Origin of the sequence: Mesorhizobium tamadayense (genome assembly GCF_003863365.1) — a bacterium.
GTDB classification, from domain to species: Bacteria; Pseudomonadota; Alphaproteobacteria; order Rhizobiales; family Rhizobiaceae; genus Mesorhizobium; species Mesorhizobium tamadayense.
Genome location: NZ_RQXT01000018.1, coordinates 1 through 15,660, shown reverse-complemented (window position 1 = coordinate 15,660; position 15,660 = coordinate 1). Strand labels below are relative to the sequence as shown.

Here is a 15,660-nt window from a genome sequence, read left to right as displayed (position 1 = left end):
GGTCAGGCCCGCTCGATCTTCAGCCAGCGGGCGCAGGCGAGATAGGCGATGGTGACGACCGCCATCAGGATGATGGACAGTGCCGAGGCCAGCGGGAAGTCCCCGCGCCGCCCGATCTGCATCATGACCAGTTGCGGCATCACCAGTTCGTTGTTGCCGCCGAGGATCTGCGGCGTGATGTAATCGCCGATGCAGAGCACGAAGGTGAGGAAAGCGCCGACCATGATACCGGGGAGCGTGAGCGGCAGCACGACATGCAGGAAGGTGCGCACTGGTCCGGCGCCGAGATCGGCGGCCGCCTTGCGGTAGCTCGGGCTGAGCTGCTTGAGATTGGCGAAGATGGTCAGCGTCAAAAGCATGACGAAGAAATGCACGAAGCCGGTGACGGTGGCGAAGCGGGTGTTCGCAAGCTGCAGCGGCTCGGCGATCAGGCCGATGCCGCTCAGCGCCCGATTGACGACGCCGTTCTGCGCCAGCACCAGCAGCCAGGAATAGGAACGCACCACGTAAGAAGTCCAGAACGGCAGCACGGCCAGCATCAGCGCCAGCCTCTGCCAGCGTTCCGGCACTTGTTCGGCCAGGATCCAGGCAAAGGGGTAGGCGAGCAGGATGGAGATGACGGTGACAGTCGCCGTCACCTCCAGCGAGTTCACCATCGCTCGCCAGTAGGAGGGGTCGGTGAAGAACTGGCTGTAATTGGCTAAAGTGAAGCCGCCGCCTTCATGCGCCGTGAGGCTCGACAGCCCCATGGCGATGAAGGGCAGCACGAAGAAGAGAAGCGTCCACGCCAGCGCCGGCGTGACCAGCGCCCAGGGCAGGGCACGCGAGTTGCTTCCGGAAACGCTCATCGGCCGCTTTACTGCGCTTGCAGCATTTCGGTCCACATGTCCTGCATCTTCTTGTCGAGATCGGCGTTCGGCGCTGGATAGGTCTGGGCGCGAGCAAGGAAGCCCGGCTGCTCGTCGAAGCGCAGGATCTTCTTCTGCTCGTCGGTCAGCGCCGCCTTGCTGTTCGCCGGCATGCCCCAATAGCAGGAGGAGGTGGCGAGCCGCGCCTGGCCTTCCGGGCTCAGAATATACTGGATGAATTTCAGCGCCATGTCCTTGTTCTTGGAATCCTTGAACATGGCGAGCGACTGCGACCACAGCACCGCGCCCTCTTTCGGGATCGAGAAGTCGAGCGCCGGATTTTCCTTGGCGAGCCCCGCCGTGACCCATTCGCCGCCGCCGACAAGGATGTCGACCTCGCCGGTGGCTAAAGCCGTCTGGCTGGCGGTCACTTCGCCGACCAGCTTGGCGTTGGCCTTCATCTTGAGAAGCTCGGTCTTGAGCGCGGGCAGATCGGCCTCGGTGAGGTCGGCGGTTTTCTTGCCGATGGCCAAGGCCGCCATGCCGATGACCGGCAGGTAGTAGTCGTAGATCGCGATCTTGCCCTTGTACTTGTCGCCGGTGAGCGAGGCCAGCGACTGCATGTCGACCGGATCGACCTTGGTCTTGTTGAAGCCGATCGTGTTGTAGCCGAATTTTTCGGTGATGCCGTAGCGCTTGCCGTCGACGACGGTGGACTTGTCCATCTTCACTTCCGGGAAGAGGTCGGCAAAGGGTAGCTTGTCCTCCGGCAGCGGCTCGAACAGGCCTTTCTCGACGCCGCGCGACACGTCGATGGAGTCTATCACCATCACGTCCCAGTCTCCGGGCTGCGATTGATCGACGATAGCCAGGCCGGCGCCGGTGCCTTCGAATTCCTTGACATTGACCTTGACGTTATTGGCCTCCTCGAAGGGCTGCAGCAGCGCGGGATCGGAGTGGTCGCACCAGATCAGCGCGTTGAGATCGGCGGCCTGAGCGCCGCCCGCGGTGAGCAGCAGCGGCGCGGCTGCGCAGGCGGCGGCGAGACATGACTTCAGGGCGGAAAGCGGATTGGAAAGCGGATTCTGGGCGTTGACGGTCATCGAGTGTTCTCCCTGCCTTGCTGGCTTGTTGGAGAAAAGTTGAACCAATTCTAAAATTGAGTCAATTATGTTTTTGTGGCAGAGAGGCCGACATGAGCGGATTGCGCGAAAGGCAGAAGGCGGACCGGCACCGGCGCATCATCGATGCGGCGACCGAGCTTTTCCGCGAGGCCGGCTACGAAGGCGCCAAGATCGAAGCGATCGCCACGCAGGCGGAGGTCTCGATCGGCACCATCTACAATTACTACCAGAACAAGGGCGACATCCTCGGCGCCATCGTCGCGTTGGAGGTCAACGAGGTGCTGAATGCCGGGCGAGGGGTGGTCGCCAACCCGCCCGCCAATGTCGGCGACGCGCTGGACACGCTGATCGGCATCTATATCGAGCACTCGCTCAATTATCTGAGCAAGGAAATGTGGCGGCAGGCGATGGCGATCTCGACCCAACTGCCCGACAGCCCCTTCGGCCAGGCCTATACCGCGCTGGACCGGGCGCTGACCGAGCAGATCCGGGGGCTGATCGCTCGCCTGCAGGAGATCGGGCTTGTGCGCGACGACATCGACGGGCCGGCGGTAGGCGAGCTCATCTTCAACAACATGAACATGATGTTCATCGAGTTCGTGAAGCGCGACGAGGCGAAGATACCGGAGCTACGCGCCGCGATCCGAAGGCAGAACCGGATATTGGTGGCGGCGATTGGAGTGTGATGACGTCAGGAGCGAGCACAAGAAGGGCTTCCGGCAAAGCGCTGCGGTCGTGCCTCTAACGGTTGATCAGCCATAGAATGGCCGAGAGCACGACACTGACCAGTATTCCCGTGGTGATAGGAACATAAAGCCGGAAGTTCTCGCGCTCGATCACGATATCACCAGGCAGCCTGCCAAGGCCGGTCCGGCCCAACCAAGGCCACAGCAGGCCTATGGCAACTATGCTGAGACCGATGACGATCAGCGTTCGCGACATGGCAGCATCCTGCCGGAGATATAGTGTTGACGGGTCTTGCGGGCAGGGCCTCGGTGTCGTCTCTAGAGTTGAAGCGGAAATCTGCTACAACCTAAAAGGGCATCGAGGGAGGGGTTGGGATGCAGATTTCCATCTGGCATTGGGCGATAGTGCTGCTGATTGTCGGCGTGCCTGTTTTCTTTGCCGTTCGGTCAGCCGCGAAGCCGTCACAGAATCCGGCGGATCTCGTGGGGTTTGGAGACTGGTTGTTGCTGCTGGCGATCTGGCAGACTCTGTCGCGTTTGCGCACACTTGCGGAACTGGGTTCGTCCTGGCAAGGCTACCAGCAGCTCATGCTGCTGCCGAATGGTCCTCTGGCCGTTTACGGCGAAATCGCGCTGTCGCTGACGTTTGTTGTGCTGCAGGTGCTTGTTCTTGTCGCCATGTTACGGCGGAGCCCCCGCTACAAGCAGCTGTTCCTGTATCAATGGGTTGCAATCCCGCTCGTCGCTATCCTCGACGTCTTGTGGGTTTCGACCATTCTCGGCGTTCCGATGAGCCGGGTCCTTGCGGGAGACACGGTCGCAACACCCGTCGTGGCGTTCATCCTGACCGGGATCTGGGTCGCCTATGTCCACAAGTCCGTCAGGGTTCGGAACACATTTGGCGGGGCGGCAACCGGCGAGGCTGCTGCTGCCTAATAGTGGGCTGTCTGGCTGTTTGTAAGTAGCTTGTGCGGCTCAGCGGCGCTGAAATCCGATCGTCCTCAAAAGGTATCGGACAGATTCACCGCCTTCGTGTAGTGATGCCTACCTCTTTTGGAGCAGACGAGGAGACGACCGGAAGTTCGCCTTGGGAGCTACAATGCCGCTCTGGCATTCGCGGTCACCCAAGAGGGAGGAGATTATGAAATACCTGGTAAATTGGAACGAGCGGCCACAGGGATCGGCGATTGAATACGAGAACGTCCAAAAGCGCATCCTGAAAATCTTCCAGCACTGGGAAATACCCAGCGAAGTCAAGGTGCATGCCTTCGTGGCGCGGGTGGGCGAATGGGGCGGCAGCATGCTGCTCGAAGCAGATGACCCGCTGGTAGTCCACAAAATGTGTTCGACCTTCCCGGCATTCCAATTCGACGTCCATCAGGTCATCGACGTTCCGGACGCGGTCCGCGTCGAGATGGAAGCTATCAAATGGCGGGATGAACTTCCTTCGTGAGCGGCCTACGACGAGGCGGCGCATTCTCAGCGTACACAGCTGCTTACCCAACCGGCAGTGGGCGAGCTCATCTTCAACAACATGAACATGATGGTCATCGAGTTCGTGAAGCGCGAAGAGGCGAGGATACCGGAACTGCGCGCGGCGATCTGGCGGCAGAACCGGATTCTCGTGGCGGCGATCGGGGTGTGAGGACGGCTCCGGTCACTGGTCCGGTGGGCGGCCGGGGTGCTACATTTCTTCAAGCTAAAGGCTTTTCAATGCGATCAGCGTTGATGCAATTGTGATCGCCGCCACGATCAACACCCAAATCATTGCGCTACGCGTGAACCAAAGGGCGTGCCGCCGCCGCGTACGCCGTAAATTCTTCCGCCAACGGTCAGCCTGGTCGGCACCAATGTTAAGTTGCATCATGCCCTTTCAGTTCACTGCTTCAGCGGATCGCGGTTGAAGGTGATTGTGGGTAGCTTCCACCCTCCAGGCATTTCCAGGGATGCCTCGCGGAAACTCCGCTCGACATCGGCGGTATATGCGCCATCATTGTCAAAGCGGTCCCAGAGGATGAAGCCAACAACCAGCATAATCACGACAAGAGGCCATCGCATCGGAACCTGCTCAAAGTCCCGTCCGATACTATCTACTTGCGGCTCTTGAAATACAAGAGGTCTCTAATATATGCTGCCAAAACGACCGAAAACCTATTTGCCCAGACGAAATTTGTCCAAAATGGAGTAGCTCAATCCTTGTGGTCCAACACCAGTCGGCCTGCGCTCAAAAAGCTCAGTCCGAAGATTGCTTGGTAAGCCCTGGTACCTTGTCAATTCCGGCGTCGTCGGCTCCACCACTTTGCCATGGGATCACGTCTCCGTTGCCCGAGACGCAAAGGTCACCAAATTGGACGGTAGGATATAGTAGTATCAGCGTATGATTTCTCTGGTGCCCCCGGCAGGGATCGAACCCGCGACCTTCGGTTTACAAAACCGCTGCTCTACCAGCTGAGCTACAAGGGCACGGCGCTCCGGTAGCACATTTCGTGCGCCAGTAAAGACAAAACTCCGTTTTAGGTTGCTAATGGACCTTGCAGCCTTGCCTGGGCCGGCATGCTGAAAATCGTCGAGAGCCATCCCATATCTCCGTTCAAGTGCAATCGCATCGAACGGGTGCCGCATGATCAGGTTCGTCATCATCCTGCCGCTCATTGTCGTGACCTGGCTTCTCCTGGTGAAGGCCATCAGCGATCTGAAGAAAGCCAACATCGACTGGACCGGCGTCGCCACCATCATCGGCTTCATCGCGCTGGCCTTCTGGCTGCGCCATGTCACGGGGATGGGGTGAGGAGAGCGAATAGCGAATAGCGAGTAGCGAGTGGGGAAGCTTCCATCCCGCGAGTTCTGCCCCGAAGGGCGGCCCCGCCCTTTTGTTGTCTTGCGGCCAAAGGTTGCGGCGTCCTTCCGCGCCTTTATTGCAACGTCGCGAGGCGGGCAGACCCCGAAAGACGTGAGCCACTTCCGGCCGCTCCAAGAAAATCCAAAAATTCTTCGAACCTTTTTCCTCGCCGCGACGACAGACCATCAAGAGGCGGATGGATCGCCTCGGTCACGAAACCAAGGAGATCGTCATGTTCAAGCGCACGCTCGTTTCCACTCTCATCGCCACCACCGTCGCCGCCGGCACGCTGGCCGGCACTGTCCAGCCCTCGGCCGCCCACGGCCATCATCACCGCCGCGAGCTCGGCATCGGCATCGCCGCCGGCGTCGGCGGGTTCGTCCTGGGCAGCCTGCTCGCCCAGCAGCAGCCGCGCACCGTCTATGTCGAGGAAGACGGCTACGACGGTTCCTGGCACGTCCGCCGCTGCATGGCCCGCTATGCCAGCTACGATCCGGGCTCGAACACCTATATCGGCTACGACGGCTACTCGCATTACTGCCGCCTCTGAAGAGGAAGCCGCTCGGCAACCAGAAGAGGGGCGGCCTTCGCGGCCCCTTTTCTGCTGTCGGGACGGCAGGGTTGGATTGGCCGACTTTCAACGTCGGCGCTGCCCCTCATCTGCCTGCCGGTGTCTTCTCCCAGTATAACGACGGGGAGAAGGGCGCTCTCATGGACGATTTCGCCAATTTCCAGCGCGGCAGAAAGAGCGCCGAGGTCGCGGCCAGCTCTTTTCTACCCGTCACTATACGGGGAGAAATGCCCGGTAGGCAGATGAGGGGCGGCGCCGACCCGACGTGATTGGCTGGCTTCAGTCACCGGCTTTTTGTCAATGCAATCGGCAATGTACAGGCATTTCCGGAGGACCTAATCTGCCATTCGCGCGATGATCTGCGGGCAATATGGGAGGGAGCCTTGGACAATCAGGATCCTCAGGAAGAATTGATTGAAACCATTTTCCGCAACGGCACGATCACCGTTGTCGGCATCCTGTTGGCGTTTTCGCTGGGTTTCCTCACGCATTGGGCGGCGAACCCGGTGCCGTGGCAGCTCCAGGATCTGTTCGCCGTCATGCCGATCCTGGCCGGCATCGCTCTGCAGATGCGGGCGCTGTCCATGCTGCTCGACGAGCTCGCTGCGCCGGCACGTCTACGAGCGCGCCAAGCCTGATCCTGACCGCCTGCGGCGTCGGGCTGGCGATCCTGCTCGACGTCTTCGAGATGTCGGCCAAGGGCACGTTGCCCGGAGCAGGCTGATCAACCGGCCTTCTGTCCGCCGATCATCTTCGTCACCTCGGCCGCCGCCTCGCGCACCAGCGGGCCGATCTCGGCCAGGCGCTCGGGCGTCACCCGCACCGTCGGGCCGGAGACGGAAACGCCACCAATCGGTTCGCCGAACTCGTTGAAGATGGCCGCGGCCACGCACCGCATGCCGGGATGGCGTTCCTCGTCGTCGACCGACCAGCCGCGATGCTTGATCGTCGCCAGATCATGGGCCAGCGCCGAGATGTCGGAAAGTGTCTTATCGGTGTAGCGCTGCAGGCCCTCCTTGCGCAGGATGGCGGCGACCCGCTCGGGCTCGAGATGCGCCAGCACCGCCTTGCCGATGCCGGAGGCATGGAAGGAACTGCGCGTGCCCGGCCGGAAGAAGGCGCGGATCGCCTGGTGGGTCTCGACCTGGCTCACGAAAACGACGCAGTCGTCCTCCGCGACACCGAGATTGGCGGTTTCGCCGGTCTTCTCCATCAATTCCTGCATGACGATGCGGGCGCGGTCGACCAGCTTGCGCCGGCGCAGGAAGGCGGCGCCCATGCGGTAGGTCTCGACGCCGATAGACCATAGCTGGTCAGTCGTATCGAATTCGACCATGCCGTGGTTCTCCAGCGTCGTCAGCATGCGGTAGGCGGTGGAGGCGGCGATGCCGCTGCGCGCCGCGATCTCGCTCAAGGACAGGCCGCTCGCCTCGGCGACGATCGCCAGGATGCGCAGCGCCCGGTCGAGCGACTGCACCGAGGCCGCCTCCGACGGGCCGTTGAAGGCGCGCGGCCGGCCGCGCTGGCGTTTTTCCGTGGTTTCCATGAGGGGCATTCTGGCCGATTTTCCGCCGGGCGCAATGAAAAAGTTTTTCACTGACGCTGCACAGCGAATCTCTGGAAAACGAAAAGCATAGGTTATTCAATAGATAAACGCCGTTTTTTAGAAATGAAAAAATATTCTGAAAAAATTGAAAAATCGGAACCACGCTGGCATTCTCAAAGCCAACCAACTAAGTGGAGGCTGGACATGGCCAGGATGCGCGCTGTCGACGCTGCCGTTCTCGTTCTTGAAAAGGAAGGCATCACCAATGCCTTCGGCGTGCCGGGCGCGGCGATCAACCCGCTTTATTCGGCGCTGAAGGCGAGGGGCACTATCCGCCACGTCCTTGCGCGCCATGTCGAGGGCGCCTCGCACATGGCCGAAGGCTTTACCCGCGCCAAGGCCGGCAACATCGGCCTCTGCATCGGCACCTCCGGCCCGGCCGGCACCGACATGATCACCGGCCTCTATTCGGCGTCGGCCGATTCCATCCCGATCCTCTGCATCACCGGCCAGGCGCCCCGCGCGCGCCTCAACAAGGAGGACTTCCAGGCCGTCGACATCGCTGCGATCGCCGCGCCGGTCGCCAAATGGGCGGTCACGGTCATGGAGCCCTATCTGGTGCCGATGGCATTGCAGAAGGCGTTTCACCTGATGCGCTCGTCGCGTCCGGGGCCTGTCCTCATCGACCTGCCGGTCGACGTGCAACTGGCCGAAATCGAGTTCGACATCGACGCCTATGAACCGCTCGCCGCCTTCAAGCCGGCGATGACGCGCGCCCAGGCCGAGAAGGCGCTTTCGATGCTCAATGAAGCGGAAAAGCCGCTGATCGTCGCCGGCGGCGGCATCATCAATGCCGATGCGTCGGACCTGTTGATCGAGTTCGCCGAAGTCACCGGGGTGCCGGTCATCCCGACGCTGATGGGCTGGGGTTCGATCCCCGACGACCACCGGCTGATGGCCGGCATGTGCGGCCTGCAGACCTCGCACCGCTACGGCAATGCGACGATGCTTGAAGCCGATTTCGTCTTCGGCATCGGCAACCGCTGGGCCAACCGCCACACCGGCTCGGTGGACGTCTATACCAAGGGGAAGAAATTCATCCATGTCGACATAGAGCCCACGCAGATCGGCCGCGTCTTCGCGCCGGACCTCGGCATCGTCTCGGATGCGGGCGCGGCGCTGAAGATTTTGCTAGACGTCGCCACCGAATGGCGGACGGCCGGCAAGCTGCGCGGCTGGTCGGGCTGGGCGAAGGAATGCCAGCAGCGCAAGAAGACCATGAAGCGCAAGACGCATTTCGAGCAGGTGCCGCTGAAGCCGCAGCGCGTCTATGAGGAGATGAACAAGGCGTTTGGCCGCGACACCACCTATGTCACCACGATCGGCCTGTCGCAGATCGCCGGCGCGCAGTTCCTGCATGTCTACAAGCCGCGCAACTGGATCAATTGCGGCCAAGCCGGCCCGCTCGGTTGGACCCTGCCGGCGGCACTCGGCGTACGGGCCGCCGATCCGGATCGCGCCATCGTCGCGCTCTCCGGCGACTACGATTTCCAGTTCATGATCGAGGAACTGGCGGTCGGCGCGCAGCACAGACTGCCCTACATCCACGTCGTCGTGAACAACGCCTATCTCGGCCTGATCCGGCAATCGCAGCGCGGCTTTTCGATGGACTACGAGGTGAGCCTCGCCTTCGAGAACGTCAACCGGGCGGGCGATCCCGAGCCCGGCTATGGCGTCGACCATGTCGCGGTCGCCGAGGCGATGGGCTGCAAGGCGGTCAGGGTGAAGAAGCCGGAGGAATTCGCCGGCGCCTTCAAGGAGGCGCAGCGGCTGATGAAGGAGCACCAGGTTCCGGTCGTTCTCGAATTCATCCTCGAGCGCGTCACCAACATTTCCATGGGCACCGAAATCGACAAGATCACCGAATTCGAGGAGCTTGCCGAGAGCCACGAGGATGCGCCGACGGCGATAGTCATGCTTGATTAAGCTCCGGCGGAAAGAAGGAGAAAAAGAATGCCGCGTTTTTCAGCGAATCTTTCGATGCTCTTCGGCGAGCATGAGTTCCTCGACCGCTTCGATGCCGCCGCCCGCGCCGGCTTCAAGGGCGTGGAATATATCGGCCCCTACGACCATGCGCCGGACGTCGTCGCCGCGAGCCTGAAGAAGAACGGCCTGACCCAGGTGCTGTTCAACCTGCCGGCAGGCGACTGGGCAAAGGGCGAGCGCGGCATCGCGGTGCTCCCCGAGCGCGTGCCGGAATTCCGCCAGGGCGTCGCCAAGGCGATCAGCTATGCGCATGCGCTGGGCTGCGAACAGATCAACTGCCTTGCCGGCATCGCGCCCCAGGGCGCCGATCGAGCCGTCCTGGAAAACGTCTTTGCCGAGAACCTCGCCTTCGCCGCCGAGAAGCTGGAACAGGCCGGCATCAGGCTGCTGATCGAGCCGATCAACACCCGTGACATTCCGGGCTTCTACCTGAACTACACCGAGCAGGCGCTGGCGCTGATCGACCGCATCGGCTCGAAGAACCTGTTCCTGCAATACGACATCTATCACATGCAGATCATGGAGGGGGATCTCGCCCGTACCATCGAGGCAAACCTCGGCCGCATCGCGCATATCCAGCTTGCGGACAATCCCGGCCGTCACGAGCCGGGGACGGGCGAGATCAACTGTCCCTTCCTCTACGATCATATCGACCGCCTCGGCTATTCCGGCTGGATCGGCGCCGAATACAAGCCGAAGGCCGGCACGGAGGCCGGGTTGGGGTGGTTCAGGGAGTTTGCCGGGCAGGGGAGTGCTGCTGCTTAGAGCCAAGGCCCCTCATCCGGCCGCTGCGCGGCCACCTTCTCCCCGAGGGGAGAAGAGATCGTCAACGCTGGCGCCTACCTCTTCTCCCCGCCGGGGAGAAGGTGGCCCGAAGGGCCGGATGAGGGGGGCGCTTCAGAATTTGGAGCAAAGCAATGGAAACCATCGGCTTCATCGGACTGGGCATCATGGGCGCGCCGATGGCGGGGCATCTGCTCGATGCCGGCCATACGGTCGTTGCCAGCGACCATCGATCCAAGCCCCCGGCCGATCTCGTCGCCAAAGGGCTGAAGACCGTCACCGGCAATGACGCAGTGGCCAAGGCGGCCGACATCATCATTACCATGGTGCCGGACACGCCGCAGGTGGCCGACGTGCTGTTCGGCGAGAGCAGCGTCGCTTCGGGCCTGTCGAAGGGCAAGCTCGTCATCGACATGAGCTCGATCTCGCCGATCGCCACCAAGGAATTCGCCAAGAAAATCAACGATCTCGGCTGCGACTATCTCGACGCGCCGGTGTCTGGCGGCGACGTCGGCGCCAAGGCGGCCTCGCTCACCATCATGGTCGGCGGCGAGGAAAAGGCGTTCGAGCGAGCGAAGCCGATCTTTGAGAAGATGGGCAAGAACATCACCCTGGTCGGCCCGAACGGCGTCGGCCAGACCACCAAGGTCGCCAATCAGATCGTCGTGGCGCTGACCATCGAGGCGGTCGGCGAGGCCCTTGTCTTCGCCTCAAAGGCTGGCGCCGATCCGGCCAAAGTCAGGCAGGCGCTGATGGGCGGGTTGGCTGCCTCGCGTATCCTCGAAGTGCATGGCGAGCGCATGATCAAGCGCACCTTCGCGCCCGGCTTCCGCATCGAGCTGCACCAGAAGGATCTCAACCTGGCGCTGGAAGGTGCCAAGGCGCTCGGCGTTGCCCTGCCAAACACCTCGACGACGCAGCAATTGTTCAACTCCTGCTCGGCCAATGGCGGCGCGAAGGAAGACCATTCGGCGCTGGTCAGGGCGTTGGAGCGGATGGCTGGCCATAGTGTAGGGGAATAGGGGAATAAGGCAGTAGGGAAGACGATTGCTAACCTACTCCCCTACTCCCTTATCCCAAAAACTTCCTCGCCGCGTAAAGGCTCACCGCCGCCGCATTCGACACGTTGAGCGAGCGTATGGCGCCGGGCATGTCGAGGCGGGCGAGCGCGGTCACCGTCTCGCGCGTCTTCTGGCGCAGGCCCTTGCCTTCGGCGCCCAGCACCATGGCGATCTTGTCGCCGGCGAATGTTTTCTCCAGTTCGGCCGGCCCCTCGGAATCGAGCCCGATGGTCTGGAAGCCGGCCTCGTGGAGCTGTCCCAGCGCATCGGCCAGGTTCTTCACCTCGATCTGGTCGATATGCTCCAGCGCGCCGGAAGCCGATTTCGCCAGCACGCCCGATTCCTGCGGGCTGTGGCGCGCCGTGGTGATCAGCGCGCCGGCGCCGAAGGCGACTGCCGAGCGCAGGATCGCGCCGACATTGTGCGGGTCGGTGACCTGGTCGAGCACCAGCACCAAACGGGTGTCGCCGAGCGCGTCGAGGCGCTTGGGCTTGAGTGGCTCGGCCTCGATCAGCACGCCCTGATGCACGGCGTCCGAGCCAGTGATCCGGTCGATATCCTTCGGCTCGACCAGCTCGGCCTTGAAGGGCAGGGCGGCAAGATCGCCGATCGCCAGACGCTCTGCGGCGTTGCGCGTCACCAGCATCTTTCCGATCTTGCGCCGCGGATTGTCGAGTGCCGCCCGCACCGTGTGCAGGCCGTAAAGCCGCACCAGCCCGTCGGCGGGCCCTTCGCCCGGCGGCACCGGCTGGCGCGGCCGGAACGCCGGCGCGCCGCCGGCCTTCTGGTCGCGATGCGCACGCCTAAGTTTGGCGTAGTGGGTGTCCCTGGGCGTGCCTGGTTTGTCGCTTTTATTGTCGCTCATGCCGGCCTCTATAGCTGTCTCGCCCGGCTAAGGATATGGGCTGCGGCAATGAATGCCGGACATCCTCGAAAAACCCTGGCTGCGCCGGTTGACACCCACCGGCCTTGCCGCCATAAGGCGCATCGCTGATTTCGGAGAAGATCCTTACTCGGGCTCCGGATCGGCTGAAATGCCTCGTTGCATGGCTCCGGCGGCAGACTGGAGAGGTGCCCGAGTGGTTAAAGGGGACGGACTGTAAATCCGTTGGCTTAGCCTACGTTGGTTCGAATCCAACCCTCTCCACCACTGCCGGCCCGGGAGCCCTGAAACGAAAAAGTCTCGGACCGAAAAGTGCATGGCGCTTTTCGGGTGAATCCGGTACTTCAGTGTAAGGCGCGGGTATAGCTCAGTGGTAGAGCAGCAGCCTTCCAAGCTGAATATGCGGGTTCGATTCCCGCTACCCGCTCCAGATATCCTTCCGCATGAATTTCACGACGAAAAAGCCGCGCGCCGTAGCGCGCAGCTAATTCGCGAGGTCCGATGTTCGCCGTCTAGCTGTCGAAGGCGGACGCAACCTGGTGCTGTTGCGGGATCTGGCCGTTCGGCGTCAGCTTGTCGACGATGCCGGGCAGCGCCGCGGACAATTGCTGCAGCAGCTCCTGTTCGTTCAAACCCGTGCGCTGCGCGATCTCGCGAATGACCTGCGGCCCGATCGCGGTGCCGAGGTCGTTGGCGTTGATCGGCTGGTTCTGACCGGTGCCGACCCAGGAATCGGCAACGTTGCCGTGGCCGGCGTCCTTGAGTTTGTCGAGCAGCCCGCCCAATCCGCCGAGCAGGCCGCCATCTGCGGAGGTCCCGGTTCCGGCCGGAGTCGGGACGGGTGCTTGAGGTTCGGCCGATTGTTCCTCGCTCCTGCCGCTCACCATCTTGCCGACCAGCAGCGCGCCGAGCGCGATCATCAGCGGTTTCGTGATGTTGCCGCCGGGAACGGCGTCGGTGCATCGGGCGTCACCGGCCTCAACATCTGGAGCCTGATCGTCGCCGTCATCGGCTCGGTCGTCGTGCTCTGGGCCTACCACCAGATCAGCAGCAAGCGCACGCTATAGAAGGACAGACGAAGCCCGCTGCCCGTCCGGCTGCGGTCGATCGTCAAATTTGGGCGGTCGCGGCACGCGATCGCTATGGCGGCATATTGGCATTGGATCGGCGGGAGGGTCGGCAATGGCAATCCAGGCAGAGGACCTCCCGGTCACCTACTATCCGATCCCGAAAAGCGGCAGCAGCAGTGTCAAGTACGCGCTGATGTCGCTGAGCGGCAGGCAAGCCTCTCTCGCCGACCCCGACAATGAGGTCCACAGCCATTTGTCCACCAGTTGGGTCGATGCGTTTGTACCGGTCTATGACGGTCTGGGCGGCAAATTCACCATCGTTCGCGATCCGCTGGAACGGCTTCTATCTGCCTATTCCAGCAGGATATTGGACACCAACGTTCTGACTCGGCCGTCGGCAAAGGCGGAAATGCTCGAGACTTTCGGGCTGCCGACCGATCCGGACCTCGACACCTTCATCCTCAACGTCGAAAAATACAGCGCGTCCTCGTGGGAAATCCAATTCCACGTCGCATCGCCGCGCCATTTTGTCGGCTCCAGCCTTTTCCTGTTCGACCATGTCTTCAGGTTCGAAGAACTGGACGCTGTCGAGGCATTCCTGTCGTCGGTCAGCGGCAGGAAAATCACCATGCCGAGGCTGCAGGCGGCCAGGGCCAAGGTCAGCCCGTCGGACCTCTCGCCGGCAGCGTTGGCGAAAGCGATGCGTTTTTGCCGCTACGACTATGCCTTCCTGATCGACTACTATGATCCAGCAAGATGGGGCGGCATCCCGGACGGCGATCCCCGCGAGATATCCTCGTTGCATGTCAACGGCGATCCGGCAGCGCTTCGCGACGGCCGCCTCGTCTGTCCGCGAACGCTGCGCAACCTCATGGATTTCCTTGCCAGGCGCCCACTGGCAATGCGCGTAGGTCATTAGGCCAATTGCGGATCGGATGCCTCAGGCGACGACCGCCAGACGCCGACGCCTTCCGTCGAGCGAGACGATGGCGAGGCCGCTGCCGATGACCAGCAGGATGCCGCAGACGGCGAGCGCGTTCGGGAACTGCCCGAACACCAGCAAGCCGGAAATCACTGCCCAGACGGTGAAGCAATAGTAGAAGGGCGCCACGGCGCTCGTCGGTCCGACGCGATAGGCCATGAAGATGAAGAAGTGGCCGAAGATCAGGAACAGGCCGGCGCCGGCGATCAGCAGCAGATGGCGGCTCTCCGGCATCACCCACTGCTCGGAAGCGAGATGCGCTATGCCGGAACCGGCCAGCACGACCACGACGGCGGAGATGGCGACGATCATGCCGGGCACCTCGGCGCCTACTTTACGCCCGGCGAGGTCGCGCGCCGCGGCCATGGCCGCGTTGCCGAACGCCAGCAAGGCATAGATGGAAATGCCTTGCATCGTCGGCTGCGCCACCATGACGGCGCCGACAAAGCCGAGGCCGATCAGCGCCATGCGGGCGGCGCCGATCCTCTCGCCGAACAGGAGCGAGGAACCGACCAGCACGATAAGCGGCGTGACCTGCCCGAGCGCCGTCGAATCGGCGATCTGCATGTTGGCCAAAGCCACGACGTAGCAAAGGATCGCCGCCAACTCGCAAAGGTTCCGGCGCAGCACCTTGCGCTCGAAGAGCAGCGGGATCTGCCTGCCGTAGCCCAGCATGAAAAGCAGCGGCATGCCCCAGAGCGTGGCGGCAGCACCTCGCAGCAGCAGCACCTCATAAGGCGGCAGCCCTGCGGTCGTGAGCTTCATCATCGTGTCGTTGACGAGGTAGGATCCCGTCGAGACGATCATGAACAGGGGACCGCGGATATTTGCCGGAATGAACTGCATTTGCCGAAGAAATCAGAGGTGCGTCGCGGCGGCAATGGGCCAGTTCCGGCCGATCGGGAGGCTATCCGCGCGAAGCTGCCGATGAGGCAGCCGAGGCGTCAGCCGCGCCATTTGAATTCGCCTGTCGCGATCCTATATCCGCGCTATATCCCTACAATCGGATCGTTGGTTCGGGTCGAGCGTGAAAACGCTCAGCCACAAGGCACTTGTGTTTTTCGGCCGTTGTCGCTAATCGCCCCGCATTCGACTGAACTGAAGGTCAAGCGCCCAAGGAAAGAGACTATGGCAAAAGGTAAATTCGAGCGCACCAAGCCGCATGTGAACATTGGCACGATCGGCCACGTCGATCATGGCAAGACGTCGCTGACGGCGGCT

Annotated in this window: 19 protein-coding genes, 3 tRNA genes and 2 pseudogenes; 15 read left to right on the top strand and 9 right to left on the bottom strand. The window is 62.1% G+C overall.

Annotation, left to right across the window (positions count from 1 at the left end):
• Nucleotides 1–2: 2 nt before the first annotated feature.
• Nucleotides 3–848 (bottom strand): ABC transporter permease, encoded by an 846-nt coding sequence (locus EH240_RS16080; RefSeq protein WP_124999829.1) that lies wholly within the window; start codon nt 846–848, stop codon nt 3–5.
• A gap of 8 nt (nt 849–856) precedes the next feature.
• Nucleotides 857–1,951, bottom strand: a complete 1,095-nt coding sequence (locus tag EH240_RS16075; RefSeq protein WP_124999827.1) for a polyamine ABC transporter substrate-binding protein — start codon at nt 1,949–1,951, stop codon at nt 857–859.
• 92 nt (nt 1,952–2,043) lie between these two features.
• On the opposite strand from EH240_RS16075, the gene EH240_RS16070 reads away from it, so the two are divergent.
• Nucleotides 2,044–2,658, top strand: a complete 615-nt coding sequence (locus tag EH240_RS16070; protein ID WP_124999825.1) for a TetR/AcrR family transcriptional regulator — start codon at nt 2,044–2,046, stop codon at nt 2,656–2,658.
• A 55-nt stretch (nt 2,659–2,713) separates the two neighbouring features.
• Here the strand turns inward: EH240_RS16070 and EH240_RS16065 are convergent, their stop codons facing one another.
• Nucleotides 2,714–2,914, bottom strand: coding sequence for a DUF2905 domain-containing protein (locus tag EH240_RS16065; RefSeq protein WP_124999823.1), 201 nt, complete (start codon nt 2,912–2,914; stop codon nt 2,714–2,716).
• Nucleotides 2,915–3,033: 119 nt separating this feature from the next.
• Here EH240_RS16065 and EH240_RS16060 point away from each other — a divergent pair, with 119 nt between their 5' ends.
• The 3 genes from EH240_RS16060 (at nt 3,034) to EH240_RS39655 (ending at nt 4,303) form a co-directional block, all read left to right on the top strand.
• On the top strand, nt 3,034–3,594 hold the full coding sequence (locus EH240_RS16060; RefSeq protein WP_124999821.1) for a DUF2569 family protein: 561 nt from the start codon (nt 3,034–3,036) through the stop codon (nt 3,592–3,594).
• A gap of 205 nt (nt 3,595–3,799) precedes the next feature.
• The gene (locus tag EH240_RS16055; RefSeq protein ID WP_059184794.1) at nt 3,800–4,111 is read left to right on the top strand and encodes a DUF3303 domain-containing protein; all 312 of its coding nucleotides are present in this window, start codon (nt 3,800–3,802) and stop codon (nt 4,109–4,111) included.
• A gap of 57 nt (nt 4,112–4,168) precedes the next feature.
• A complete protein-coding gene (locus EH240_RS39655) occupies nt 4,169–4,303 on the top strand; it encodes a hypothetical protein (RefSeq protein WP_281035125.1) in 135 nt (44 codons plus the stop codon).
• 233 nt (nt 4,304–4,536) lie between these two features.
• Here the strand turns inward: EH240_RS39655 and EH240_RS37950 are convergent, their stop codons facing one another.
• The gene (locus tag EH240_RS37950; RefSeq protein WP_167484038.1) at nt 4,537–4,698 is read right to left on the bottom strand and encodes a hypothetical protein; all 162 of its coding nucleotides are present in this window, start codon (nt 4,696–4,698) and stop codon (nt 4,537–4,539) included.
• A 347-nt stretch (nt 4,699–5,045) separates the two neighbouring features.
• A tRNA-Thr gene (locus EH240_RS16045) sits at nt 5,046–5,121 on the bottom strand.
• Nucleotides 5,122–5,278: 157 nt separating this feature from the next.
• Between EH240_RS16045 and EH240_RS16040 the strand changes: the two genes are divergently transcribed.
• From EH240_RS16040 to EH240_RS16025, 3 genes and pseudogenes are all read left to right on the top strand, one after another.
• A complete protein-coding gene (locus tag EH240_RS16040) occupies nt 5,279–5,446 on the top strand; it encodes a hypothetical protein (protein WP_124999819.1) in 168 nt (55 codons plus the stop codon).
• Between the two features lie 283 nt (nt 5,447–5,729).
• Nucleotides 5,730–6,047 (top strand): BA14K family protein, encoded by a 318-nt coding sequence (locus EH240_RS16035; protein ID WP_124999817.1) that lies wholly within the window; start codon nt 5,730–5,732, stop codon nt 6,045–6,047.
• Between the two features lie 404 nt (nt 6,048–6,451).
• Nucleotides 6,452–6,792, top strand: a pseudogene (locus tag EH240_RS16025) (hypothetical protein).
• Here the strand turns inward: EH240_RS16025 and bhcR are convergent.
• Nucleotides 6,793–7,614, bottom strand: a complete 822-nt coding sequence (gene bhcR, locus EH240_RS16020; RefSeq protein ID WP_124999813.1) for an HTH-type transcriptional regulator BhcR — start codon at nt 7,612–7,614, stop codon at nt 6,793–6,795.
• Between the two features lie 204 nt (nt 7,615–7,818).
• Between bhcR and gcl the strand changes: the two genes are divergently transcribed.
• The 3 genes from gcl (at nt 7,819) to EH240_RS16005 (ending at nt 11,465) form a co-directional block, all read left to right on the top strand.
• The gene (gene gcl, locus EH240_RS16015) at nt 7,819–9,600 is read left to right on the top strand and encodes a glyoxylate carboligase (RefSeq protein ID WP_124999811.1); all 1,782 of its coding nucleotides are present in this window, start codon (nt 7,819–7,821) and stop codon (nt 9,598–9,600) included.
• Between the two features lie 27 nt (nt 9,601–9,627).
• The gene (hyi, locus tag EH240_RS16010) at nt 9,628–10,425 is read left to right on the top strand and encodes a hydroxypyruvate isomerase (protein ID WP_124999809.1); all 798 of its coding nucleotides are present in this window, start codon (nt 9,628–9,630) and stop codon (nt 10,423–10,425) included.
• Between the two features lie 152 nt (nt 10,426–10,577).
• The gene (locus EH240_RS16005; protein ID WP_124999807.1) at nt 10,578–11,465 is read left to right on the top strand and encodes a 2-hydroxy-3-oxopropionate reductase; all 888 of its coding nucleotides are present in this window, start codon (nt 10,578–10,580) and stop codon (nt 11,463–11,465) included.
• Between the two features lie 49 nt (nt 11,466–11,514).
• Here EH240_RS16005 and EH240_RS16000 read toward each other — a convergent pair whose 3' ends face one another.
• Nucleotides 11,515–12,369 (bottom strand): TrmH family RNA methyltransferase, encoded by an 855-nt coding sequence (locus EH240_RS16000; protein ID WP_124999805.1) that lies wholly within the window; start codon nt 12,367–12,369, stop codon nt 11,515–11,517.
• A gap of 200 nt (nt 12,370–12,569) precedes the next feature.
• On the opposite strand from EH240_RS16000, the gene EH240_RS15995 reads away from it, so the two are divergent.
• Nucleotides 12,570–12,654 (top strand) — tRNA-Tyr (locus EH240_RS15995).
• Nucleotides 12,655–12,743: 89 nt separating this feature from the next.
• A tRNA-Gly gene (locus EH240_RS15990) sits at nt 12,744–12,817 on the top strand.
• A gap of 82 nt (nt 12,818–12,899) precedes the next feature.
• On the opposite strand, the gene EH240_RS15985 is transcribed toward EH240_RS15990, so the two are convergent.
• A complete protein-coding gene (locus EH240_RS15985; RefSeq protein ID WP_124999802.1) occupies nt 12,900–13,307 on the bottom strand; it encodes a YidB family protein in 408 nt (135 codons plus the stop codon).
• Nucleotides 13,308–13,343: 36 nt separating this feature from the next.
• Here EH240_RS15985 and EH240_RS38990 point away from each other — a divergent pair.
• Nucleotides 13,344–13,454: pseudogene (locus tag EH240_RS38990) on the top strand (GlsB/YeaQ/YmgE family stress response membrane protein); the annotation flags it as partial.
• Nucleotides 13,455–13,569: 115 nt separating this feature from the next.
• Entirely contained in the window at nt 13,570–14,376 is an 807-nt protein-coding gene (locus EH240_RS15975; RefSeq protein ID WP_124999800.1) for a sulfotransferase family 2 domain-containing protein, read from the top strand.
• Nucleotides 14,377–14,397: 21 nt separating this feature from the next.
• Here the strand turns inward: EH240_RS15975 and EH240_RS15970 are convergent, their stop codons facing one another.
• Nucleotides 14,398–15,285: a DMT family transporter gene (locus tag EH240_RS15970; protein ID WP_124999798.1), complete on the bottom strand. Its 888-nt coding sequence runs from the start codon at nt 15,283–15,285 to the stop codon at nt 14,398–14,400.
• Between the two features lie 282 nt (nt 15,286–15,567).
• Here EH240_RS15970 and EH240_RS15965 point away from each other — a divergent pair.
• A partial coding sequence (locus tag EH240_RS15965) for a GTP-binding protein (RefSeq protein WP_032936484.1) occupies nt 15,568–15,660 on the top strand: 93 nt, incomplete at its 3' end.